The organism is Polaromonas sp. JS666, from assembly GCF_900103405.1.
GTDB lineage: Bacteria > Pseudomonadota > Gammaproteobacteria > Burkholderiales > Burkholderiaceae_C > Polaromonas.
In genome coordinates, this window is the sequence record NZ_FNHX01000002.1 from 4,496 (window position 1) to 29,448 (window position 24,953).

The 24,953-nt window shown below is 65.4% G+C and carries 11 protein-coding genes and 1 pseudogene; 5 read left to right on the top strand and 7 right to left on the bottom strand.

The features are described 5' to 3' along the window. From BLQ85_RS04460 to BLQ85_RS24945, 7 genes and pseudogenes are all read right to left on the bottom strand, one after another. The coding region (locus BLQ85_RS04460) for a two-partner secretion domain-containing protein (protein ID WP_074575176.1) at positions 1-7,789 on the bottom strand (7,789 nt) is incomplete at its 3' end. 365 nt (positions 7,790-8,154) lie between these two features. After that, a complete protein-coding gene (locus tag BLQ85_RS04465; protein WP_074575812.1) occupies positions 8,155-8,823 on the bottom strand; it encodes a response regulator in 669 nt (222 codons plus the stop codon). Positions 8,824-8,831: 8 nt separating this feature from the next. Further along, positions 8,832-11,051: a CHASE domain-containing protein gene (locus BLQ85_RS04470; RefSeq protein WP_083336744.1), complete on the bottom strand. Its 2,220-nt coding sequence runs from the start codon at positions 11,049-11,051 to the stop codon at positions 8,832-8,834. A gap of 11 nt (positions 11,052-11,062) precedes the next feature. Then, positions 11,063-12,346, bottom strand: a complete 1,284-nt coding sequence (locus BLQ85_RS04475) for an ABC transporter substrate-binding protein (protein ID WP_074575178.1) — start codon at positions 12,344-12,346, stop codon at positions 11,063-11,065. Between the two features lie 227 nt (positions 12,347-12,573). Continuing rightward, positions 12,574-13,233: a LuxR C-terminal-related transcriptional regulator gene (locus BLQ85_RS04480; protein ID WP_139200894.1), complete on the bottom strand. Its 660-nt coding sequence runs from the start codon at positions 13,231-13,233 to the stop codon at positions 12,574-12,576. 229 nt (positions 13,234-13,462) lie between these two features. Continuing rightward, complete coding sequence (locus BLQ85_RS04485; RefSeq protein ID WP_254779712.1) at positions 13,463-18,316, bottom strand: beta strand repeat-containing protein; 4,854 nt, start codon at positions 18,314-18,316, stop codon at positions 13,463-13,465. Between the two features lie 135 nt (positions 18,317-18,451). Continuing rightward, a pseudogene (locus BLQ85_RS24945) lies at positions 18,452-18,556 on the bottom strand (ESPR domain-containing protein); the annotation flags it as partial. Positions 18,557-18,948: 392 nt separating this feature from the next. On the opposite strand from BLQ85_RS24945, the gene BLQ85_RS04490 reads away from it, so the two are divergent. From BLQ85_RS04490 to BLQ85_RS04510, 5 genes are all read left to right on the top strand, one after another. After that, complete coding sequence (locus BLQ85_RS04490; protein WP_074575181.1) at positions 18,949-19,644, top strand: response regulator; 696 nt, start codon at positions 18,949-18,951, stop codon at positions 19,642-19,644. A gap of 11 nt (positions 19,645-19,655) precedes the next feature. Continuing rightward, the gene (locus BLQ85_RS04495) at positions 19,656-21,614 is read left to right on the top strand and encodes a sensor histidine kinase (protein ID WP_074575182.1); all 1,959 of its coding nucleotides are present in this window, start codon (positions 19,656-19,658) and stop codon (positions 21,612-21,614) included. Positions 21,615-21,849: 235 nt separating this feature from the next. Continuing rightward, positions 21,850-22,542, top strand: a complete 693-nt coding sequence (locus BLQ85_RS04500; RefSeq protein WP_074575813.1) for a response regulator transcription factor — start codon at positions 21,850-21,852, stop codon at positions 22,540-22,542. Continuing rightward, positions 22,508-24,430: a sensor histidine kinase gene (locus BLQ85_RS04505; protein ID WP_074575183.1), complete on the top strand. Its 1,923-nt coding sequence runs from the start codon at positions 22,508-22,510 to the stop codon at positions 24,428-24,430. The genes BLQ85_RS04500 and BLQ85_RS04505 overlap by 35 nt, the downstream gene beginning before the upstream one ends. Before the next feature lie 88 nt (positions 24,431-24,518). Further along, positions 24,519-24,950: a hypothetical protein gene (locus BLQ85_RS04510; protein WP_074575184.1), complete on the top strand. Its 432-nt coding sequence runs from the start codon at positions 24,519-24,521 to the stop codon at positions 24,948-24,950. The last annotated feature ends 3 nt before the right edge of the window (positions 24,951-24,953 follow it).

Below are 24,953 nucleotides of genomic sequence, written 5' to 3' on the forward strand. Positions count from 1 at the left end.
TCGTGTCGTCCACATAGGCGATGTTGTAGTTGCCGCTCACGTCGGCATTGCCGCTGTCCTTGATGGTCACACCGCTGGCGCGCACCGTCTTGTTGGCGCTGCCGGCGTTCTTGTCCAGGAAGGCCTGGCTGCCGGCGGCATTGACCAGCTCACCGGCGCCCGCGCCGGCCAGTGCGCCCACCGTGCCCGTGCCCGTGGCGCTCAAGGTGCCGTCATAGGTCTTGGTCACGCCCGTCGCCGTGACCGTCAGGTTGGCCTTGTTGATGGTGCTGGTGGTGTTGTCGGCATACGTGATGTTGTAGTTGCCGCTCACGTCGACGTTGCCGCTGTCTTTGATGGTCACGCCGCTGGCGCGCACCGTCTTGTTGGCAGTACCGGCGTTCTTGTCCAGGAAGGCCTGGCTGCCGGCGGCATCCACCACTTCGCCCGCAGCTGCGCCGGCCAGCGCGGCCACCGTGCCGGTGCCCGTGGCGCTGGTCGTGCCGTCATAGGTCTTGGTCACGCCGGTGGCCGTCACCGTCAGGCTGGCCTTGTTGATGGTGCTGGTGGCATCGTCCACATAAGCAATGTTGTAGTTGCCCGTGACGTCGGCATTGCCACTGTCCTTGATGGTCACGCCGCTGGCGCGCACCACCTTGTTGCCCGTGCCGGCATTCTTGTCCAGGAAGGCCTGGCTGCCGGCGGCGTTGACCAGCTCACCGGCGGCCGCACCGGCCAGCGCGCCCACCGTGCCCGTACCCGTGGCGCTGGTCGTGCCGTCATAGGTCTTGGTCACGCCGGTCGCGGTGACCGTCAGGTTGGCCCTGTTGATGGTGCTGGTGGTGTTGTCGGCATAGCTGACGTTGTAGTTGTTGCCGCCATTGCCGTCATTGACCGTCACGCCGGTCGGCGTCACGGTCTTGTTGCCCGTGCCCGCATTCTTGTCGGTAAAGGCAAAGCTGCCGCCGCTGGCGGTGTCGCCGCCCAGCAGTGCCGTGCTCGCCGCGGCCACCGCCGTGCCGGCGGCCGAGAGCGTGCCGTCGTAGGTCTTGGTCACGTTGCTGCTGCTCAGCGTCAGGTCGGCTTTGGCGATGTTCAGCCCGCCGCCGATGATGTCGTAACCCTGCTGGTTCGAGTAATAACCGGTGGCGTAGCTGCCCGCATTGCGCCCGCTGGCGTTGCTACCCGACACACCCGCAACGGCGGTGGTGCCGCCCGTCTGCGTGCCGCCGTTGTAGGTCAAGCTGGTGTCGCCCAGATTCAGCGCAGTCAGGAAGCTGCGCAGCAGCGGGCCGGTGTTGCCTTCGTAGATGCGCCAGGTGCTGCCATCGCCGCCCATGTTGCTGGCATTCCAGCCGGCGTCGATAAAGGTCTGGGCCTTCATCATGTCCGCGGTGAGTATGCCCGTGCCGCCGCCCGCGCTGGTGGCCTGGCCCGTGGTCTGGGTGTCCCAGAAACTACTGGTTACCGAGCCGCCGCCGCCCACCAGGCCACCGGCGTCGGTGCCGCTCACGCTGGTGGACGCATAGCTTCTGACCACAGAGCCGGAGTTGTTGCCCACCAGGCCGCCCACCTGGTATCCACTGACCGCACCGCCCGCTGCATAGCTGTTGGTGATCGTCCCACCGTTAAACCCTGCCAGCCCACCGACATCGCTAAGCCCGGTGAGCGTCGTGTTCATGACATAGCTGTTGGTGATGGTTCCTATGCTATTTGCGGCCAGCCCGCCGACCCGGTAGTTCCCGGTGAAATTGCCGCCCACCAATCCCAGATTGCTGATCGCGCTGAACACCGACGTCACCCCGAACAAGCCAATATAGTCGCTGGCGGCCCGGTTGATGGTCAGGTTGCTGATGACGTGGTTCTGGCCATTCAAGCTGCCGGCGAATGCAGAGAGGGTAGTGCCCACAGGAGTGAAGCCCTCACCCGCATTCCAGCTCACGGCGCCGCTGGCATCAATGTTGTTGGCCAGTTTGAAGTTCTTGTCCAGCATGCCGGCGGAGCCCGCACCCTGCAGGCCGTAGATGTCGGCAATCTGGTAGGCCGTGCCGGTGCTCAGGCCGTCACCGGCCAGCGCGCGCACAAAGGTGCCGCCGCTGATGCGGAAGTCATTGGCAGTGAACGACGGCAAGCTGCCAACCTGGCTGAAAGTGCCGCCCTTGAGTTCAAACACACCGCTCACATTGATGGCGGCCGGCGCGTTGATGCTGCCCTGGGCATTGAGCGCCAGTCCCGCGGCGCCGATGGCACTGCCCAGGCTGATGTCGCCAGCCGTGGCTGTGAGGCTGATGTTGTCGTTGGTGGCGGCAAAGGCATTGCCCACGGTTATGCCCGAGGTGGAGTTGGACGTCAGGCTGACGTTTTGCGCCGATCCGCCGTTGGTGCTGATGCTGTAGTTGGCGGTGTTTAGCGCATTGGCGGTGGTGATGGTGATGTCGCCAAAAATGCCGGTAGTAGACAGCGTCTGCAGGCCGCTGACATCGGTGCCCAGGGTGATGCCGTTATGAGACGAAGCGGTCAGTGTGCCGGCTGTGATGTTGTTGTCGGTGCCGTTGGCGTCGTTGATCGCGCCAGCCGCGGCTGTGAGCGTCACCGCGGAGCCGGAAACGGTTTTCACTTCCAGGTTGCCGGCCGTGGCCGTCAGATTCACCGTGCCCGTGGTGGAAACATTTTCAACGCTTACCGCAAAGTCAGTGGTCACGGCGATAGGCCCCGAAGTGCTGGTGGCCGTCAGCGCCGCCGTATCAGCCAGCAGGTTGATGCCGGTAGCCGCGGTGGCCGTGATCGTGCCGGCTACGACCTCGCCCGTGCCGCTGATGCTGCCGCTGCCGGCGGTGAGTTGCACTGCGCGTCCGGGGTTGGTGACGGAACTGTCCAATATGAGATCGGTGGCGCCACTGAGGGCCAGCGTTCCGTCGGCCACAGAAACAGGCGCGGTCACCGTCAAAGTGTCGACCGTGGTGCTCACAGCCAGATTGCCGGTGCCGGTGGTCGACACACCGTCGATGGCGCCGCCAGGAACGGTAGCGCCGCCAAACGTCACCTGGTCAATCGCCAGCGCCTTGTTGTTGCTGATGCCAATGTTGCCGCCGGCTACGGCCGACAGCGCATTCACGCTGGTGTTGAGTGTGTTGTCGCCGCCCGCGCCGTCACCGATGTAGCCGCCGGCCCGCAGCGCCAGCTTGTTGCCGCTAAGCGCCGTCGCGGTGTTGGTCTGCTGGATGCTTCCGCCTGCGTTCACATACAGGTCGCCCCCCGTGGTCTGCGCCAGAGAGTTGTTGACAAACACCACGTTGCCGCTGGCCTGGAGAGCGATGTTGCCGTTGGCGGCCGTCAGCACATTGCCCGAGTTGATGGTCAGGTCGCCACCGTTGGCCGTCAGCAAGATATTGCCCGCGCCGGTGCGCGTCATGGCGCCCACGTTGAGTGCACCGTTGGCGGTGGCGATGTCCAGGTCACCGCTGAAGTTCAGGTTCTGCACCTGGGTACCGGCCACGTTCGCGGCCCCGCCGCCGAAAACAACCCGGGTCGAGCCGGATGCGCTGGTGAACTTGTTCTGCGCGGTGCCGGTGACCGGCATGATGCCCAAGCGCCCGCTCATGTCCATGGGTGTGACGCCACTCATATCCAGCCCGCTGCCCGCGCCTATGCCCTTGTTGGCATTCACCGCCACCGTAAGGCCGTCAAACCAGTTGCCCAGGCCTTGCCATACCGCGCCCTGGGTCGCAGTGACGTTCACGGCCTGGCTGGCGCCAGCCGTGCTGCCCGAGCCGCCTTTGGCGGAAATGCCGCCGTTGATGCCGATGTCGCCGTTGAGGGAATTCGAGCTCACGGTGACCGTACCAGCCGCGCCGCCGTTTCCATTAAAGACGCCATTGCCGCCATTGGCATAGATACCGCCGTTGATCAGCACGGTCTTGCCGGCCGTTGTCGTGTTCGAAGTGATGGACACATTGCCCGCGGCAGCGCCGTTCTTGGCGACGTTGCCTCCGTTGGCATTGCCACCCTGGGCATGCACGTCACCGTTGATCTTTACGAAGCCCTTTGAAGTGATGGTGATGTTGCCTGCCGCCTGTAGCGTGCAACTGCGGTTGTTGACGCAGAAGGCGTCCTTGGAGTGGCTGCTCAGGGCACCGGTGCTGATGTCGGAGCCGTTGGTGGTGGTGGTAACGGCAATATTGCCGCCCTTGCCGGTCGTCATATTGTTGCGGCCGCTGTTGGCGGTGGCGCCCTCGCCGTGGGTGTCGATGAACCCTGTGGTGATGCTGCCGGTGCCGCTGACCGTCACGTTGGCGCCGTTGCCACCGCTAAAGCCCAGTGCCGGCTGGCCGTTGACCGCGCCGCCAAAGGCCGAGATATTGCCCGTCGTCACGCCGGACGTCGCGCCCGACGCGGTCACCGTAACGGCCCCGGCATGGCCGCCGTCGCCGATATAACCTGTCGTCGCGCCGGCGGAAGAAATATTGCCCGTCTGTATGGCCGAGCCGGCGCCGTTGGTGGTGATGTTGACCACACCGCCGCTGCCGCCCACACCGTAGACGCCCGTCGAATTGGCCGCGCCGTTGCCGCCGGCGGCATCAATACTACCGACGCTGATCCAGTTGGTACTTCCCGCCGTGGACAAGGTGACGTCGCCGCCCCGGCCGCCGGTATTGCCGACGTTGGAAACATAGTTGCCGTTGTTCGCGCCGCCCCCCTTGGCGGCCAGGTTGCCCAGGATGTTGATGGCAGCGCCGGCGGCGCCCGAGGTCGTGATGCTGATATTGCCGGCGGCCTGGCCGTTGGAATCCACCGCGCCGTTGGCGCCCGAAGTGGAAACGGCATTGCCGGTCTCGCTGATCATGATGTTGCGGCCCGCACCCAGCGTGGCATTGGCGCCCACGGTTGTCACAAAGGCACCCGCGTTCTGGGTGTAGTCGTCGTTGGCCTGCAGGTTGATGGTGTTGGCCGCGCCGCCGGTGGTGGTGACGGATTTGTTGAGCGTCAGGTTGTCCGCCCCCCCCCCTGTGTCGACGGTGGCCAGCGAGATCGCGCCGCCCGTGCTGCTCACGCCGGCGATGGCGCCGCCCGGAACCGTCGAACCCGCGAAAGTGGCGGTGTCGACCGTCAGCGCGCCGGTGTTGCTCACCGAGATCGCGCCCGGCGCCACGGCAGAGAGCTTGTTCACCTGGGTATTGAGCTTGTCCGCAGCGCCGCTGTTGCCGACGTAGCCGCTGGAGCGTATCGCCAGGTTGTTGGCCGTGACGGCAACGCCGGTGCCGCCCTGCCGGATGTTCCGCCCGGCCAGATAGACGTCGCCCGTGGTGGTGACAGCGCCTGTGCCGTTGAAGGTGATGTCGCGGCCGGTGAGCTGCACATTGCCGCCATTGGCGCTGACGGTTGCGCCGTTGGCGATGGTGATGTCGCCTGCGGCGGCGTCGGTCGCACTCAGAGCCACCATGCCACTGCCGACCGATGAGGAGCCCAGCGTGAGCGAGCCGCTGCCGGCGTTGATGGCGACATTGTTCGCGCCAAGGTTGCTGACGCTGACCGCGCCGGTGAAACTGTTGGTGCCGGTCAGGCTCACCTGGCCCGCGCCGGCGTTGACGCTGGTCGTACCGCCTACCACCAGGGCACCGGCGGTTTGCTGGATGGCCGCATTGCTCGCGGCGAGCGCCAGGTTGCCGGTCGCCGTGAGGTCCTGGTTGATGTTCAGGCCGTTGGTCGCGCTCAGGCTGAGGTCTTTGGCGCTCAGGGCGCCGCCCATGGCGATGGCGCCGCCCGACAAAGTCAGGTTGCCCATTCCGGCATTAAAGGCACCCAGCGTCAGAGTGCCGCCGTTGGCCGCCATGTTGACGTTCTGGTTGACGCCCGTCAGGGTCAAGGCGTTGAAGTTAAGGTTGCCGCTCACGCTGACGCTCACGTCATGGGCAGCGGTGATGAACGGGTTGCCGACGGCCGAATCGCTGCTGAAATCGATCTGCCCGCCGCCGCCCGTTCCCTGCGAAGTCAGGTTGAGCGTGCCTATGGCGCCGCTGGAGGCGTTCACGCGTATTCGGCCGTTGCCCGTGTTGCCCGCTGACGCAGTGAAGTTGCCGTTGCCCAAGACCATGACGTTGGCGGGGGAGTTGGGGTCGCTGCCCCGGATGTTCGTGCCCGCGTACAGGTCGAAGGAGCTGGCTCGCCAGTCCACGCCGCTATTCACGATCAGTTCACCCGTGGTGGCTTTCAGCTTCAAACTGCCTGCATTGATCTGCCCCAGGTCGCCGATGCTGCCGCCGGCCGTCATGTCTATCGCGCCGGTGTTCGTGTTCAGGGTTCCGCCGCCGGTGATGTCGCCGCCGGCGTTGGCCGTCAGCGCCAGGGCGCCGGAGGAGGAAGTGACATTGGCGTTAAAACCGATATTGCCCGCGGCGGTCATTGTCAAACCAGCCGCGCCTCCAGCGCTTTTCCCGATAGCCTGGTTGATATTGATGTCGCGCTCAGCGGTCAAGGTAAAGGTGTTGCTGTCCGTCCGGTTGATAGCCTGGTTCACGTGGATGTCGCCGTTGCCGCCGGCCGTGCCCATGGTGGCGGTCGCGATTTCAAAATTGCCGCCGGTCAGGGCGGTCGCGACGGCCGCGGCAGACATGTCGCCCGTGGCGGAGATGGTGAAGTCGTTCGGGTCTATCAGCCATTTTCCGGTGCGGCCGCCACTGCCTTCAGCGGCCAGCGTAGTGACCCTGGCGCTGTCGGCCACCTTGACGTGCGCGGCGGACGTTTCAACAAACCCGCCGTCGCCGCCGTTGGGGGCGCTCGCATCCAGCGTGCCGCCCACATGGACCGTTCCGGTCTCCATGTCACCCATCAGCAGTATGCGGCCGGCCTTGTTCTGGATCGTTTTGGCTTCGATGACGCCGGTGTTGTTCACTGTGGCCATGGTCAGGCTGTCCATGGCCTTGGCCGAGAGCAGCACCTGGCCGCCATCGGCCTTGATGAGCTGCCTGTTCTCGGCCAGCGCATTGACTGCCCCCTGGTCGATGCTGTAGCCCAGCAGGCTGCCGTTGTCGATATTGAGCGTGACCTTGTTGCCGGCCGCCAGCAAGGCCGTGCCCAGCGTTGCGCCTATCACGCCTTCGTTGCGCACCTCGGGCGCCAGCAAGGCGATGTAGCCGCCATTGGCCGCCGTCAGCGTGCCCTGGTTGACCACAGAGCCGGAGCCGCCCGAGCCGGTGAACACATGGTTGCCGGCCATAAAGTCGGCATTGCTCATGGAAAGCGTCGAAGCCACCAGGCCGCCGACGTTGACCTGCGAGCCCGCACCGAACAGCACGCCGTTGGGATTGAGAATGAAAACCTGGCCATTCGCCGTCAGACTGCCCAGCAGCTCACTGGGGCTGCTGCCCGTGATGCGGTTCAGCGCAATGGCCGCCGCATTGGGCTGGTTGAACCGCAGCGCCTCGTTGGCTGCGGTGGAGAGCGAAGTCCAGTCGATGGCCACACGCTGGGTGCTTTGGTTGATGGTGGTGGTGTTGCCCACCGTCGAAATGCCGGCGGCGCCAGCCGACACACTGGCATTGGCCGCATCGGCCGCGCGTACTTCATGCGTGAGCATGGCCAGGGAAGCCAGCAGTACCAATGCCGCCCGGCAGGCGGTGTTAAGCCTGAAGCCCGCGCCGCCGCCCTCGCCTCCACTTCCTCCTTGCGCCTCTACGTCATCCCACTGCACGCTGCCGCGCGCCGAACCACCCTTGCTGCGCCCCTTGGCATTTTCCGCCACCGCCACCCAGAGGCTGAGGGCGGCATTCCAGACAAGACGGTAGATGCGGTTCATGCTGGCGTGGCTTTTCATGATGAGGACTTCCGGAAAAAAAAATAGGACCTAGGCGACTACCGGCCACAGGCACGCGCCTCGCGCGCCTGTGACAAAACGTGCAAATCGTAAAAGTCCACTCCCCGCCTGTATGTCCCTAGTTATGGGGACATGGCGCTAATGCCGATGTGAAAATTTCCCTTTTGGGACGCGCACTTTGGCCACCCATCAACCTTCACAGAACAGCAAGACGCATGGACTTACGAATCACATGCGGGCGATTTTCTGTAACGGGCTTCAGCGCAGCAATACTGCCGATGCAGTAGCGGGCGGAGCAGCGGGCGCAGGTGCGCGGGCTTGTCCCCAGTTTTGGGGACAAGCCGAAGAAACAAATGCTTTGTGGTTCAGACGGGGCTGTAGTAGCCGCGCTGCACGGCGTAAGCGGTGATCTCCGCCGCATTCCGCAAGGAAAACTTCTCCATCAAATTCTGCCGATGCGTCCGCACCGTCAGCACACTGATGGCCAGCAGCTCGGCGATCTCGCGGTTGCTCAAGCCGCGCGCCACCAGCGACATGATCTCGCGCTCGCGCGGCGTCGCGACCAGGCTGTCTCCCGCGGAGTCCACCAGCCGTGCGCGCGGTGAAAAGGCCGCGGCGATATTGCTGCTCACATACTGCCGGCCGGCCAGCACGGCATGCACGGCCTGTAGCAGCTCGGCGCTGTCTTCGCTTTTGTGCACATAACCGTCGGCGCCCGCGGCCAGCGCCTGCCTGACGGAGTCGGCCTGCAGGTCGCCGGTGAGCACCAGCACCTTGACGGTGTCGCTGCACTCGGCCTTGATGCTGGCGGCGATCTTCACGCCATGCTGACCGGGCAGGCCCAGGTCCAGCAACAGGAGTTGGGGGTTGAATTGCCTCACCAGCGCTTCCACCGCCATGCCGTCGCCGGTTTCCGCGACAACCTCAAGACCTGGCTGGGTGCCCAGCAGCATCTTCAGGCCGTCGCGCATCAGCACATGGTCTTCAGCAAGAATGATTCGGGTGGTCGCGATGGTGGAGGGAGTGGATGTCATGGTGATGCTCATTGAATGCTTTTCATCAATGCGGCCAGTACACGCGGCTCCACCGGCTTGTAGAGCAGGCGCAGGCCGTTGCGGGCTGCCTCGGCAACTGTTTCGGCGGAGGTATCGCCGGTGATGATGACGGCGGACACCTGCCGGCCCAGGCGGCGCTCCACCGCTTCGACGATCTCGGGGCCGGTCACACCATGGCCCAGGTGGTAATCGGTGAGAACCAGTTCCAGCGAGTCCGCCTGCTCGGCTGCGGCATTGATCGCCTCCCCCAGCGTGGCGGCCACACGCACCTGGTGGCCCCATTCGCCCAGCAGGCGCTGCATGGACTCGCGCACCACGGGGTCGTCGTCGACCACCAGCACGCTACCCGTGAAATGGCCTGCCGCGTGTGCCGCACCAGGCTCCGCTGCCGCAGGCGCCGCCGCGCGCGGCAGCGTGACGGAAAACACCGAGCCTTTGCCCGGCGTCGAACGCACACGAATTTCTCCACCCAGCAGCGGCACCGAGCGCGACACGATGGCCAGCCCCAGGCCCAGGCCGTGCTCGCGTTCGCGCGCCACGTCGGGCACCTGGTAGAACTCGCCGAAGATGCGCGCGCGCTCGTCGTCGGCGATGCCTATGCCGGTGTCGAACACCTGGAACTCCAGCAGGTTGCCGCGCGGCCGGCAGCCAACCAGGATGCGGCCCTTGTCGGTGTAGCGCACCGCATTGGCCGCCAGGTTGGACAGCACGCGCGCCAGCACCAGCGGGTCGGTGTCGACCCAAAGGCCGCGCGGCGCGCGCACCTTGAAGCCCAGGCCTTTGGCCCCGGCCGGCCCGGCAAATGCATTGTTCAGCTCCGCCAGCAGCCCCGCCACCTCCACAGGCCGCCGCGCCACGTCCACCGTACCGCTGTCCAGCCGCGACAAATCGAACAAGCCATTGAGCAAACGCCCCAAGCCGTTGAGCGCCAGTTGCAGGCGCTGCGCGATGTGGCTGACTTCCGTCCCCGGTATCTGGGGCCGCCCGGCCATGGCCTGCAGCGTGGCCACAAACAGGCTCAGGGCCTGTATGGGCTGGCGCAGGTCATGGCTGGCGACCGCCAGAAATTGCGACTTGGCGCGGCTGGCCGCTTCGGCGTGTTCCTTGGCGCTGCGCAGATGCTCGGCGGCGCTGAGCGCGCGCAGGCGGCGGCGCAGCAAAACCCAGGTGAGCAGCGCCAGCATCGCGCTGGCCGCTGCGCCCAGGCGGGCCACCAGCTGCAGCTTGCTGATGGCGATGGCGGTGGTGAAGTTGGGCAGCGAGCGCGCCGTCAGCGTCCAGCCGTAGCCGCCCACCTCCACCTGCTGCGTCGCATAGAACAGCTTGACGGCGGACTCCCCGCCCACGCGGTCGCTGTAGGTGTCTATCAGCTGGTCGTCGCCCTGCCCCGCGCCGTCGTAAACCTCGACGGTGATATTGGCGCGCTCGCCCAGGATGTTGTCCATCAGGCCGTCCATGCTGAAGGCGGCGTAGATCCAGCCCGAGATGTTGGCGCGCCGCTCGGCCACCGTGGCGTGCGGCGTGCCGTTTTTATAGACCGGCAGGTACATGCGGTAGCCGGCCTGCACCTGCGCCGCGTCCTCCTCGGGCAGTTTGACCTTGTTGGAGACCGCGATGCCGCCGCTGTCGCGAGCGGCCTCCATGGCGGGCCTGCGCGAGGGCTCTGCGAAATAGTCGGTGCCCAGGGTGCTCAGGAAGGAGGAACCCGTCGGCTCAAAGTACAGCGCCGAGGTGCTGGCGCCGCTGTCGCCGGGTGCTTGCACCGTGTAGGCCGGAAAACCCTGGCTGCGCACCATGGCGATGTGGCGTTCGCGCTCGTCGGGCGCCACAATGAGCGCAAAGCCCATGCCCTGCAGGCCCGGGTGGTTCTGGATGCGCAGATTGGCCACAAAGGACTGGAAGTCCCCGCGCTGCACCTTGTCGGACGTGGCAAACAGCCCGTGTGTGGCGCGCAGCGCCTGCTCGTAGGCCAGCATGCGCTCGCGAAACAGGCTGGTGGTCTCGCGCACGCGTGCGTCAAACTCGACCTGCAGGGCCTGTTCAATCTCCTGGCGTTCCCGTTCCCAGAAATACCAGGCCGCTGCCAGCGCCAGGCCCAGCACCACGCAGGGCAGCAGGTAGCTGAAAAAACGCAGCCGCCGGATGGCCGGTGGCTGCGCCTTCACGGCACCGGGCAAGGAAGACGAGGAAGAAGATCTGTTGGCCATGCGTGTGGCTGTTAGCGCTGGTAAGGCAGCAGGATGCGCTCGGCCTCGGCCTGCGCGTCCTTCAGGGCCTGCTGCGGCGTCTTGGCGCCGGTGAGCGCCGCCGCCAGGCCGGCGTTGAGCGCGCGCGTCACGCGCTGGTTCTCATGCGTGGAAAGTTCGGCCACGGCCTGCGGCAGCTGGTCGCGCGCGACCGCCGCCTGCGGAAACTCCGCCACATACTTTTTCATGGCGCTGGTCTCCCAGGCCGTCGGGCTGACGGCGATGTAGCCCGAGTCAATGCCCCAGCGCGCGGTGCGTTCGGGCGCGACCATCCACTGGATAAAACGGAAGGCGGCCTTTTGCTGCGCCGGCGAGGCCTTGCGAAACACATAGAAATTGCCGCCGCCCGTGGGCGAACCGCGGCGCGTATTGCCGGGCAGCATGCCCACGCCGAAATCAAAGCCGGCCTTGGCCTTGAGGTTGCCCAGGTTGCCGCTGGTGGTCCAGATCATCGCGGCCTTGCCGTCCAGGAAGTCGTTGGGCGTGGTGCCCCATTCGACGATGCCGGGCGGGTGCACCTTGTGCTCGCGCGACAGGCCCACCCAATAGCGCAATGCATCCACCACGGCGGGCTTGTCAAAGTAGGTCTTGGTGCCTGCCGCGTTCATGAGTTCGGCGCCGTTGCCCGTGGCCAGGCCCTGGAACAGCCAATAGGGAAAGCCGGAGGACGGGATCTGCAGGCCCCACTGCGTGGTGTTGCCGGCCGCGTCGCGCCGCGTCAGCTTGCGCGCGTAATCGGCCATCTCCGCCCAGTTGGCCGGCGGGCGTTCAGGGTCCAGGCCGGCCTGGCGGAAAAGCGCCTTGTTCCAGTAAAGCAGGATGGTCGAGCGCTGGAAGGGAACGCCCCAGGTCTGGCCGGCGGCGCGGCTGTTGGCCATCAAGGCCGGGTAAAAGCCGCGCAGCCAGGCCACATCTGCGGCGTCGGCGACCAGGTCGTCGAAGGGCACGATGGCATTGGCGTCGATCAGTGTGTAAACGTCCACGGCGAACAGCACGGCCGCATCGGGCGGCGTGCCGCTTTTGTGCGCCGTCAGCGCCTTGACGATGGAATCCTTGTAGGTGCCGGTGTAGACGGGCGTGACACGGATGTCGGGGTGGCTTTTCTCAAAATCGGCGGCCAGCGCCGAAATGCTTTTGGCGACGGGGCCGCCCACCGCGATGGGGAAATAAAAAGAGATTTCCGTCGGCTCGGCACGGCCCGCACCCGAAGCGGCCAGCGCTGCCAGCAGCAGCGAAGCCTTCAGAATGTTCCACATAGCGCTTCCCGGCCTTCTTTATTTTTGCTTGCCTCGTGGCCACCGCTTCCTGTCGGCGTGCCCGGCAGTGTATGCCCTTTGCCGCCCATCATGCAGCACGCGCGGCAACAGTCAATACCCGCCTCGGGCATGCTATGCGATGGCAACCGGCCTGTCTGTCCCCAGTTTTGGGGACAAGGGGCCGGCAGGGATGGCGTCCCCAATTTGGGGCACCGGCAAGGCGCCGCTCAGGGCGGCGTGTAGTAACCGCACCGCACGGCGCAAGCCGTGATCTGGGCCGCGTTGCGCAGCGAGAATTTCTCGCCCAGGTTTTGCCGGTGGGTGCGCACCGTGAACACGCTGAGGGACAGCACTTTGGCGATTTCGCGGTTGCTCAGCCCGCACGCTACCAGGGACATGATCTCGCGCTGGCGCGGCGTGGCGGCGGGTAACCCATCAGGCGCATCCCTGCGCAGGGAGCCCGGCAGGAAGACCTTGGCGATGCCACGGCTGACATGCTGCCGGCCGGCGAGCACCGCCTGCACAGCCCGCATAAGCTCAGCCCCGTCTTCGCTTTTGTGCGCGTAGCCGTCGGCGTCCGCCGACAATGCCTGCCGCAGTACGCCGGGCCGCAGCTCGCCGGTCAGCACCAGCACCTTGACGGTGCCGCCAAAACCGGCCTTGATGGCGGACACGATATCCAGCGGCGGCGCACCTGGAAGGTCCATATCCAGCAGCACCAATTGCGGCGGGGGCAGGAGCAGGCCCGCCAGCGGCACCACGGCCGCAACATCGTCGGTTTCCGCCACGACCTCAAAGCCATCGTGCCGGCACAAGAGCATCCTGAGGCCGTCGCGCATCAGCGCGTCGCCTCCTGCAAGCAGGACAGTGGTGGGGTAACAGTTCAATCCAGTCTCTCCAAGCCAGGACAACAGGGGGGCCCGGCCGGGCCCCGGGTTGATGGTTGCCCTACTGTGGCAAAGGGCATGTCAACTGTCTGTCCCCAGTTCTGGTGACACTGCTGCAGGCCCCCACCCAAGCCTCCCCCAGAGGGGGAGGGAGTACATACCCCTCTTGCTCCCTCCCCCACTGGGGGAGGGCTGGGGTGGGGGCCAGCGCCCCTCAAAGCGACGCTGCCTATTCGGCTTTGTCCTGCCCTTCGGCCTCCGCGGCGGCGGTGTTCAGTGCCTTGATGAGCGCGGCATCATCGAGCACGGTCGATTCACTGTCGATGCTGTTGCCCGTGAGTTTGTCCGTGCCGGCAATGGTGTTGAGCGCGGTCACGTATGCCCCGTCCAGTGCTGCAGTCACGCCGAAAGCAGATGCAGGCAAAGGTGGTGCGGGCGGCGTACCGGTCATCGTCAGCGTGCCGTTGGTGTAGACGACGTTGTAACCCAGGGCCGACGCCAGCGTGCCCTGCGTGATGGCATGCGTGGGGCCGGTCGTGGCAGTACCTGTGGGCGCCGACAGCGCGCCGCCCAGCGCAGTAGCCGCGGTGTCGCCCGCCACCAGGCCGCTGTTGACGGTGTAGGTGAGAGCCGGGTCGGCGCCACCGTAGGCCTTGCTCTGGTTGTCGCCGCTCACATTGAGCGTCGGCACAACGCTGTAGACAAAGCGGTTGCCGGTGAGAGAAGTCATCGACGCATGGGTCGGTGCGTTGGCCGCAAAGGTGCGGCCAAAGGCATTGCCGGTGGAGACCAGGCCGCCGAAGGTGTTGGCTGTCGGATCGGTCGAATACACCAGGAAGCGGCCCGCGCCGGGATTGAGCGCGCCTGCGCCCGCGTTGTTCACAAAGTTGCGGCCGGCGGCCAGCACCAGTGAATCATTGGCCGCGCTGCCGGAAGTGACGCCGTTGTTCAGCGTGAGGTCACTGGCCGCGCCCGTAGTGCGCACCAGCACTTTGCCGGTAGCGGTAAGGCCCACAGTGTTGACGGTGCCGACAGACAGCGCACCTGCTTGCGAGTACTCGGCATTGCCAGTGTTGCCCGCCAGCGTCGTCACCGCATTGCCTGCGTTGTTGAGCGTGTGCGTGCCGGTGCCCAGCAACTCCAGGCCGGTTGCAGTGATCGCTGCGGTTTGGGTGCTGGTGCCGGCGGCGCTCAGCATCAGCTCGCTGGCCGTCAGCGCGCCATTGATGGCGATGTTGCCGGCGGTCGTGGTCAACTTCAATTTGTCCTGCACATTGCCGAAGGCGGCGTCTACCGTGATGCCGGCGCTTGACGACAGGCTGACCGTCTGTGCCGACCCGGCGTTGGTGGTGATGCCGAAGTTGCTGGTGTTGACGGCATTGGCGGCGGCGATGCTGATGTCGCCGGTGGCGCCTGTGGTCGTCAACGTTTGCAGGCCGGTCACATCGGTGCCCAGCGTGATGCCGTCGCGCGCGGATGCGTTGAGTGTGGTGGCGGTGATGTTGTTGGCCGCGCCATTGGCATCCGTGATGGTGCCGGCCGCGGCACCAAGGGTGACTGAACTGCCGGCCACCGTCTTGACCGCGAGGTTGCCGGCCGCGGCGGTGACGCTGACAGCGCCCGGTGCGCTGATGTTTTCGAGGCTGGCGCCACTATTCAGTGCGAGGTTGACTTGCGAAGCGCCGCCGTTCGCCACCGCGGTGACCGAGCTCGCGTCCCAGATAGTCACCGGGGCAGCGGTGCTGGCGCCTATGCTGCCGTTGCCCGCCTCCAGGTAGACCGAGCCACCCGAGGGGGTCCAGATGTTGGGCGAGACTGTTTGCGCACTGATGCCGCCCGTGGCCACCAGGCTGAAGCCGGCGGTGCCCGCAGTCGTACCCGTGGCGTTACTCGAAGTTGAAAGGGCGCTGCCACCCAAAAAGATATTGCCCGTGTTGGCGATATCGACGCGGCCTTGGCTGAAAATGCCGCTCAGGAAGCTGGCGGTGGCGGCGGTGTTGCGAAGGGTGAGGTTGCCCGATAAGCTGTTGGTGAGGTTGCCGAAACTCTGGATCCGGTTGCCTGCGTTGGTCAGCGTCATGCCCCCGAAGCTGGTGACCTGCAAGGTGTTCCCGACGATGGCCTGGGTTTGCGTCACGGCGCCGCTGCTGTGCAGCATCACCATACCGGTTCCGGAGTGGGTGATGCCGGCCGTTCCGTCAACCGTTCCCACAGACAGCGCAGAGGCGGAGCGGACCTGGAAATTGGCCGTGTCGTAGGCCCGCCCGCTGATCTGGCTGATCTGGTTGCCAGTATTGGCCAGGACGACGCTTCGTGCATTGGCGTTGAGGTTGGCGACAGTGATGGCCGCCGTCTGGCTGATCGCGCCCGTGACGTTGTTGTTGATCAGGCTCAGGGTCGGCGAGCTGGCCAGATTGATATCGCCCCCGGTGTTGCCGATCACGATGCCGCCGGTGTTGTTGATGCGGCCGATCGCGATCGCCGAAGCGGTGATCCGGTTGAGCTCGTCGTTGCTCAGGTTCATGGCGGCGGTTTCAGACGCCCCGCCAAGCGTGATCGCCCGGAAGCTGCTGACCGTATTGATCGTCACCCTGCCCGCGCCCGCGTTGACGGCGCTGCCGATGTTGACACGCTCACCCCGCAGCGCGATGTCCCCGCCCCCGCTGTTGATGCCGGTGCCGTTGATGTTCAGGTCAAAGTTGATGGCCGGCGAGGCCGGCGCCATACCCGACCCGAGCAGCGACATGGCCGCGCCGTTGGAGTTGATGCTGCCGCCGGTCAGGCTCAGGCCCTGGGAACCGGCAGCGTGTACCACCGCCGAATTCCCGCGGCCGTCCATGCTGATCGCGCCGGTCGAGCTGAGGCTGCCGCCCGCCATGGAGATGCCCGTGAAGGTTGCCGTTGTCGAGAGGCCCTGCCCAGCACCTGAAACGGAGAGCCCGCCCGTGCCCGCGATCAGGTCGGCGCCGGCATCGACCAGGATGCCGATGCCGGTCGTGCCATCGTCCATATCAGCGACGCCGTCGAGAAAGATGCGACTGGCCGCGCCGGACTGCAGCTTGCCTTTTGCAATGATGCCCTTGGTATCCGCGGCGGCGGCGAGGGCACTGAGCATCTGGCCCCTGACCTCCACGTTGCCGCCGGTGCTGGACACCTCGGAGCCGGTGCCCAGCTCAACGGCGACGCTGTGGGCCGTCGACGTGGTGTGTGCATTGCCGGTAACGGCGATGTTGCCCGTACCCGTGACCTTGGCCAGTGAGTCCAGCCGCACCCCGCGGGCCGCCTGGGCAATGATGGTGCCCCAGCCCGACTCGCCGATGATGGTGATAGTGCCGGCGCCGCCTGCCACGTTGGAGTTGGTGATGGCCACGCCTGCCGCCGAGCCGCTGGCGGCGACAGCAGCGGCGCCGCCGCTCTTGAGCTTTCCGGTGATGCCTATGGTGCCGCTGCCGGTGGTGCTGACGTTGGTCTGTGTGGCCCCGCTGTTGACCAGCTCGACCGCGTTATTGCCTGAATTGGTATTGGATGCGTCAATGCTGATGTTTCCGCTGCTGGTCAAACTGCTGCCGGCCAGCTTGATGGCTGAACTGGCGCTGCTGATGTTGGCATTGCCGCTGGTGAGGGTGGCACGGTCCAGCAGCACGCCGTACTGCGCCGTGTCCGCCGTGATGCCGTTGATGGTGAGGGCGCCGGTGCCTGCGTTCACGGTGCTCTGGGACACCAACACGCCCGAGTTTCCGGCCTGGCCCGCCCCGGTCAGCGAGATCGCCCCTCCGGCAGTCTGCACAGCCGCGTTGCTGATATCCAGCGCGCCGGCGGAGTTGACGGTGATCGTGCCGGCGCCGCCGGTCACGGCGAGCCCGGAACTCTTGATGGACTGGGAGGCCGAGGCTGTATTCACGTTAATCGTGCCGCCGCCTGAGACCTTGAAGGTCAGGGCGGTGCCGTCCCCGCTGCCCGTGAGGTCTATGCCGGTGCCGCTTGCCCCGGTCGTCTTGATGATGAGGTTCAGGCCACTGGGCATTTCCACATCGGCATTGCTGAAGTTGCCCGTCGTGTTGATCGAGTCCGTGGCCTGGATGGTCATGTCGGAACCCGCGGCTTCAAGCGTGTCCTCATAAATGGTGTTGGCCGCCGCACCATTGCCGGCCGCAATGGTCATCGTGGCCGGGTCCAGCAGCCAGTTGCCGTTCTTGCCTTGCGGCGCCCGCGTATTGACCCTGAAGCTTGGCAGTATCCTGAAGTTCGCGGCGCTGGTTTCGATAAAGCCGCCGTCACCGCCGTCGGGTGCGCTGGCATCCAGCGTGCCGCCGATATGGACCATGCCGTGTTCCATGTCGCCGATCAGCATGATGCGGCCGGCCTTGTTGGCAAGGGTCTTCGCTTCAATGATGCCGGTGTTGTTCACCGTGGCGGAGGTCAGGCTGTCGAGCGCTTTCGCGCCCAGCAGCACCTGCCCGCCGTTGGCCTGGATCAGCTGTTTGTTCTCGGCCAGCGCATTGATCGCGCCCTGGTCAATGCTGTAGCCCAGCAGGCTGCCGTTGTCGAGGTTCAGCGTGACCTTGTTGCCAGCGGCAAGCAGCGCAGTGCCCAGCGTGGCGGTCATCACACCTTCGTTGCGCACTTCGGGGGCCAGCAACGCCAGGTAGCCGCCCTGCCCTGCGTTCAGCGTGCCCTGATTCACCACCGAGCCGCCGGAGCCCGTGAACACGTTGTTGCCGGCCATGAAGTCGGCATTGCTCATGTTCAAGGTAGAAGCCACCAGTCCGCCGACGTTCACTTGCGACCCCGCGCCAAACAGCACACCGTTCGGGTTCAGGATAAACACTTGGCCATTGGCCGTGAGGCTGCCGAGCAGCTCGCTGGGGCTGCTGCCGGTGATGCGGTTCAACGCAATAGCCTGCGCGTTGGGCTGGTTGAATACCAAAGCCTCATTGGCACGGGTGGACAGTGAAGTCCAGTCAATCGCCAGTCTCTGCGTCGCCTGGTTGATCGTGGTGACGTTGCCCGCGGTGGCGACGGTGCCTGCGCCGGCGACGACGGCCGCATTGGCCGCATCTGCAGCGTCCGCCTGCGGAACCATAAGCAAGAGAGATGACAGAACACCGAGAGCCGCCTTGCAGACGGCGTTAAGCGTGAACCCGCCACCACCTTCGCCCCCATACCCGCCATCACCTTGATGAACCGAACTGCAATCCACACTTGGGCGAACCGAGCCGCCCTTGCTTTTGCCTCTGGCGTTCTCAGCCACAGCCACCCACAGGCTCAGGGCGGTGTTCCAGACGAGGCGGTAAATACGGTTCATGCTGGCGTGGCTTTTCATGGAAGCTTTCGTTGACGGGCGGGACTTGCAGCGAACCAGGTTGCTCGCCAATCAGTCGGGCCGGCGCCCCCCCGCTGTTGTGGAACGCCTGCCTGACCGGCCGTCATCGTACGAAACACGAAAGCCGCTGTCTGTCGCACATATTCGCTACACCCAGATATCTTCAGGGGTCGCTCCCGGACTCAATATTGGACCTTAGACCAGCAGAAATGGGCGCCAATCGCTATCAAAAATATAGCACATGGATCATCCGGGTGGCATGATCACCGGCACTGACGGGCAGCGAACAGGCCTTGCCGGTGACCAGACACCGGTTACCGGCTTGCATGTAGAACAAACAATCTACACGAATAGCGAGTCGTGCGACCAAAACCGTCGCAAAATGTCGCCTGATGAATGCACCTCCCGCTGAACAAGACCTGCCCGTGATCCACGTCGCAATCGTCGAGGACGATCCGAGCTTTCGCGGGGCGCTGAGTCGCGTGGTGCAGGGCGCTTCTGACATGCGCCTGGTGGGCGCGGCGGGCACCCGCGCCGAAGGCTTGCAGATGCTCAAGCGACCGCCGGCCGATGTGCTGCTGGTTGATTTGGGCCTGCCCGATGGCTCAGGCATCGACGTGATCCGCGCGGCTTCCCAGCAGTGGCCGGCCTGCAGCATCATGGTGAGTACCAATTTTGGCGACGAGACGCATGTGATGCAGTCGATCGAATCCGGCGCTGCCGGCTACCTGCTGAAAGACAGCTCACCGCTGAAAATGGCGGCCGAGATCCGCAGCCTGGCCAGCGGCGGCAGCCCGATCAGCCCCATCATCGCCCGGCAGGTGCTGGCGCGCTTTCGCCGCAGCACCGCAGCGGGCGCCGGCACGACGCCCGCCGATATCGACGCGTCCTCGCTGCTGTCGGCGCGTGAAAAGGAAGTGCTGGACTACATCACCAAAGGTTTCACCGCGGTGGAAATTGCCAGGCTGATGGAGTTGTCGCCCTTCACGGTGCGCACTTTTGTGCGGCGCATCTACAGCAAACTCAAGGTCACCTCCAAGGCTGAAGCGATCTACGAAGCCAGGCACCAGGGCATTCTGTCGCAGTAGTTGCCGTGCGCATGCCCTTTCATAACCACCGGCTCCTGCGTTTTTTGCCCCGCGTAGCGCTGCTGGCAGCAGCCGCGGTGCTGACGGGTCTTGTCGCCTGCGACTCTGCGGACACCCGCGCGGGTGCTTCCCCCGGCGCAGCGGCCCTGCATCTCACCCAGGCTGACTGGCAGGTGCAAACCGATGCGGGCTTCACCTCGCCACCGCTCACCCTCGACGGCCAAACCCTGCTGGACCACTGGCAACCCGTTGCGCTGCCGCACGCCTTGCCCGTCTCGGTGCTGGGACAGGCCCGGGCGGCAGCATCCGCCGGTGTGGCACCCGTCACACGCACCAGCTGGTTTCGACTGACCGTGCCGCCGGTCCCGGCATCGTCCGCGCCGCTGGCGCTGTATGCGGCCCGCGTGCGCACCGACGGCACCCTCGCGGTGTATGCCGACGGTCACCTGATACACACCGCACAGCAGCAAGGCCCCTTATGGAACAGCCCGCACACGCCGCTGTGGGTGCTGCTGGAGAAATCACCCGATGGCCGCCCGCCGCGCGAGATCACGCTGCGCATCGAGCACACGGCGGCGACCCAAGTGGCGCTGTCGTCACTGTGGCTGGGCCCGGTGGATGCCATCAGCTGGCGCTACCACGGCCGCCAATGGCTGCAGCAGGAATTGCCGGGCATGTTCAGCTCGGCTTTCCTCGCGGTCGGCATCTTCGCCCTGCTGGTGTGGTTGCGGCGCCGGCATGAGCCGGGCTACCTGCTGTTTTTTGTGCTGGCGGCCATGTCCTTCATCCGGGGCCTGCATTTCTATGTGAACTTCCCGATTGCCAACGACTGGTTTGCCTGGTTCACCGTCAACTCGCTGTTCTGGCTGGTCACGGTGGTGCACTTTTCAATCGGCCTGCTGCACCGGCGCCGGCAACTGTGGCTGACGCGGGCACTGATCACCGCGTCCGTGCTGATGGCCCTGCTGACCCTGCCCCTGTGGCCGGCCCTGCCCAACACGCCGAGGACCACGCCCATGCTGTATGTGGTGGCCGCACTGATGGGCGTGAGCGTCAGCGTGGCGGGCATCGTCAACGCCTGGGGGCGCTCGCGCGACGCCATGGTGGTGGCCATCGGGACGGTGCTGGCCACGCTCTTCAGCGCGACCGACTGGCTGGTACAGAATAATTTCATCAGCCCCGAAAACTGGTATCTGGGCCCGCATACCAACGCGATCACCTTCAGCGTCTTCGGTTACGTGATGTACCGCCGTTACACCGGCGCCATTGCGGAGGTCGAGCAGGTCAACGCCAGCCTGGCCGAGCGCCTGCGGGCGCGCGAAGCCGAACTTGAAGCCAGCCACCGCAGCCTGCGCGAGATCGCCCAGCAGCAGATGCTGAGCAACGAACGCCAGCGCATGATGCAGGACATGCACGACGGCTTGGGCTCGACGCTGATCAGCGCCATCCGCTCCGTCGAGGTCGGCGGCATGAGCGACGAACGCGTGAAGCAAACCCTCAAGGACTGCATGGACGACCTGAAGCTCGCCATCGACTCGATGGAGCCGGTTGAAGCCGACCTGTTGCTGCTGCTGGCCACACTGCGTTTTCGGCTCGAGCCCCGGCTGGAAGGCACCGGCATCACGCTGCTCTGGGAAGTTCAGGAACTCCCCGCGCTGGACTGGCTGGACCCTTCAAACGCGCTGCACATTTTGCGCATCCTGCAGGAGGCTTTCGCCAACATCCTCAAGCACGCCCAGGCCAGCGAAATACGCGTAACCACCGCCGCGGGCGACGGCTGGGTGTGCGTCGGCATCACCGACAACGGCAAGGGCTTTGCGGTGGAGGAAGCGCTAGGCAACGGCGGCAAGGGCCTGGCCAACCAGCGACGCCGCGCGCAGGCCATAGGCGGTGATGTGGCGTTTGAATCATCGGCAGCCGGCACACGGCTGACATTGCGCCTGCCGGAAAAGCGCCCCGCAACCATGTGATTCCGCCGATTGCAACAAAAGCGTTAACACCGTCATCCGCCGATACGCTGTTGTCCCTCTTTCCGGCGAACAGGCCGGAATTCCGTGCCGCACGGGATCCCAAACTGTCCCTAGATATGGGGACACGCAATGGCCCGTCCTTGAAGCACAATGGCATTATTTCCAGCCGCCCGCTCACGCCCTCATGGTGAGCAAGCCAGGCATGCACAAGGCATGCGCCAATGCAGGAACCGAGATGCAGCAGACCAGCCCCAATCCGTCCCTCATCCACGTGGCGCTCGTGGAGGATGACGTCCTTTTCCAGAACGCCATCGTGACCGCCATTGCGGCCTCGCCCGATATACGCCTGATGAGCCTGGCCAGCACGCGCGCGCAAGGCCTGCAGTCGCTGCAAAGCGCGCCCGCCGACGTGCTGCTGGTGGACCTGGGCCTGCCCGACGGCTCGGGCATAGACGTGATACGCGCGGCGCATGCGCAGTGGCCGACCTGCGCCATCATGGTGTGCACGGCCTTCGGCGATGAGGCGCATGTGTTGCAGTCCATAGAGGCCGGCGCATCGGGCTACCTGCTGAAAGACAGCGAGCCCGAGAACATGCTGCACGAGATCCGCAGCCTGCACGGCGGCGGCAGCCCGATCAGCCCGCTGATCGCGCGGCAGATTCTGATGCGCTTTCGCGCCGCGCCTCCGGTGGCACCGGCTGCCGCGCCGGCCCCGGCCGCCGGCGAGCAGGCCGTGCTGTCCAGCCGCGAAAAGGAAGTGCTGGAGCTGATCACCAAAGGCTTTACCGCCGACGAGATCGCGCGGCTGATGCAGGTCTCGCAGCACACGGTGCAGACCTATGTGCGGCGTATTTACAGCAAGCTCAATGTGAACTCCCGGGCCGAAGCGATTTATGAAGCCAGGAACCAGGGCATTCTGGCGGCCTGAGCTGCGCGAAGGCATGCTTCGCTGGCTGCTGCTGTGTGCCTGGCTGCTGGCTTGCGGCCCCGCCGCCTGGGCCGCGGGGACTGTCGTGCACTACACCCAGGCCGAGATGCTGCGCGTGGAGGCGGCGAGCTTCAAGCCGCTGGCCGCCACGGTCGACGACGGCGCCCTGTCCGGAAGCTGGACCCAGGTGGCATTGCCGCGCGTGATTGAAACACCGGCCGCTTCGGATACCGGCAAGCGGCCGGTGGTCACTACCTGGCTGCGCATACACCTCGATGCGCTGCAGGGAAGCAAAGGCCCCACGCATTTCTACCTGATACGCTGGCTCGCCGCCGGCCAGATCGCGGTGTATGCCGACGGGCAGTTGCGCTACCGCTCCACCGGCAGCCCGGTCTGGAACCTCTTTAACCACCCCGCGCTGCTGCTGCCGCTGAACCTGACCGCCGACAGCCCGCCGCCGAAAACCCTGTTGATACGACTGGACAGCCTGCCCTCGCCCGAGGCCGGGATTTCCTCCTTCTATGCCGGCGACTCCGACAGCCTGGTCGAAATGGCCGCCAAGCGCGACTGGCTGGCTTACCAGCTGCCCTTTATGTGCAGCGCGGCCTTCCTCGCGGTGGGGCTTTTCTCTCTGGCTGTCTGGGTGGTGCGCCGCCAGCCGGCCAGCCTCTACCTGTTCGCGATCGCGGTGCTGGGTGCCACGCGCCGCTGGCATTTCCAGCTGGGCCCCGAAAAACTCATCGTCAGCGACGCCTGGTTTATCTGGCTGACCCTCAATGCCCTGATGTGGCAGTCGCTGATCACCCACTACTTCCTGCAGTTCCTGCACGGCCGCGCCATGCCCCGGCTCAGTCGCGTGATGCTGGCGATGGCTGTGGTGTTTTCTATCGTCACGCTGCCCTTTGCCTCCGTCTTCTCCAGCCTGCTGGCGCTGCGGCCCTATGCCCACCTGCTGCTGATCTCCATGGCCACAATCATCGTGGCGGTCGGGCTGTGGCACTCATGGCGCAGCCGCTCGCTGGACGCGAAGATGCTGTCAACAGTCTTTCTGGTCAACTATGTGTTCGGCGTCTACGACTGGGCACGCCTCAAGTACGTGCTGGACCTGGAGAGCTACTACCTCACGCCTTATGCGGCCATGCTGATGTTCGGCGTGTTTGTGGTGATCATGTTCCGCCAGTACGTGGGCGCCCTGGCCACCGTGGAGCAGCTCAACACCGGGCTGGAAGAAAGCCTCAAGAACCGCGAAACCGAACTCGCGGCGAGCTATGAGAGGCTGCGCGAAGTCGAGCAGCGCGAGCTGCTGAGCCAGGAGCGCCAGCGCCTCACGCAGGACATGCACGACGGCCTGGGTTCCTCGCTGGTCAGCGCGCTGCGCGTGGTCGAGGGCGGCCGGCTGGGCGAGGCCGAGGTGGCCGAGGTCCTCAAGGGCTGTATAGACGACCTCAAGCTGACCATAGATTCGATGGAGCCGGTGGAGGCCGACCTGCTGCTGCTACTGGCCACGCTGCGCTTTCGCCTGGGCCCGCGCCTGGCGGGCGCCGGCATCTCGCTGCGCTGGGAAGTTTCCGACGTGCCGCCGCTGGACTGGCTGAACCCGCGCAACGCGCTGCACATACTGCGCATCCTGCAGGAGGCCTTCACCAACACCCTCAAGCACACCAACGCCACGCAGATCAGGGTGATGACCGGCGCCGAAGACGGTTATGTCAGCGTGATCATTGCCGACAACGGCGGCGGTTTTTCCATCAGCGAGGCGCTGGCCGGCGGCGGCAAGGGCCTGGCCAACCAGCAGCGCCGCGCCCAGGCCATAGGCGCGGAGCTTTTGCTGCATTCCTCGGCTACGGGCACCACGCTGACGCTCAAGCTGCCGCAAAAGCGCCCGTAGCGGGCAAGGGCTTTGGCTGCGCGGCCCGCCGGTGCTTTACACCGCGTCTTCATAATCGCGGGATAGCCCTTAGCGCCCACACACCGCCATGAACCTTTTTTTACGACCCAGCATTCTTTCCGCCCTGCTGTGCTGCACCCTCGCGCAAGCCCAGCCCGCCGCCCCCAGCTCCGCAACAAGCCATCCGATTGTGGGCACCTGGAGCTGGACCCTGCCCGGCAAGACCTGCACCGAAACCTGGCAATACCGCACCGACGGCAGGCGTCTGGGCACCAGCGGTGAGGAAGTCACCCAGGGCGACTACCAGGTGCCGGCCAAGCCCACAACGACGGGCTTTTACCCGCTGACCGAAACCGTGACCAGCAGCAACGGCAAGCGCGACTGCTCGGGCGACCTGCATACGGACGGGGACGAAAGCGTGATCCGCTTTATCCAGTTCAGTCCCAAGCAGGACCAGTTCATCGTCTGCAAGGCCGCTTCACTTGAGGCCTGTTTCGGGCCGCTCAAGCGCGTTCAATGATGG

Bases quoted from the DNA above. Each gene is read 5' to 3' on its own strand.
- BLQ85_RS04505 (WP_074575183.1), top strand. From the start codon at position 22,508: ATGAAGCCAGGAACCAGGGCATTCTGGCGGCCTGAGCTGCGCGAAGGC.
- BLQ85_RS04490 (WP_074575181.1), top strand. From the start codon at position 18,949: ATGAATGCACCTCCCGCTGAACAAGACCTGCCCGTGATCCACGTCGCA.
- BLQ85_RS04475 (WP_074575178.1), bottom strand. From the start codon at position 12,346: ATGTGGAACATTCTGAAGGCTTCGCTGCTGCTGGCAGCGCTGGCCGCT.
- BLQ85_RS04470 (WP_083336744.1), bottom strand. From the start codon at position 11,051: ATGGCCAACAGATCTTCTTCCTCGTCTTCCTTGCCCGGTGCCGTGAAG.
- BLQ85_RS04510 (WP_074575184.1), top strand. From the start codon at position 24,519: ATGAACCTTTTTTTACGACCCAGCATTCTTTCCGCCCTGCTGTGCTGC.
- BLQ85_RS04465 (WP_074575812.1), bottom strand. From the start codon at position 8,823: ATGACATCCACTCCCTCCACCATCGCGACCACCCGAATCATTCTTGCT.
- BLQ85_RS04500 (WP_074575813.1), top strand. From the start codon at position 21,850: ATGCAGCAGACCAGCCCCAATCCGTCCCTCATCCACGTGGCGCTCGTG.
- BLQ85_RS04495 (WP_074575182.1), top strand. From the start codon at position 19,656: ATGCCCTTTCATAACCACCGGCTCCTGCGTTTTTTGCCCCGCGTAGCG.
- BLQ85_RS04485 (WP_254779712.1), bottom strand. From the start codon at position 18,316: ATGGTTCCGCAGGCGGACGCTGCAGATGCGGCCAATGCGGCCGTCGTC.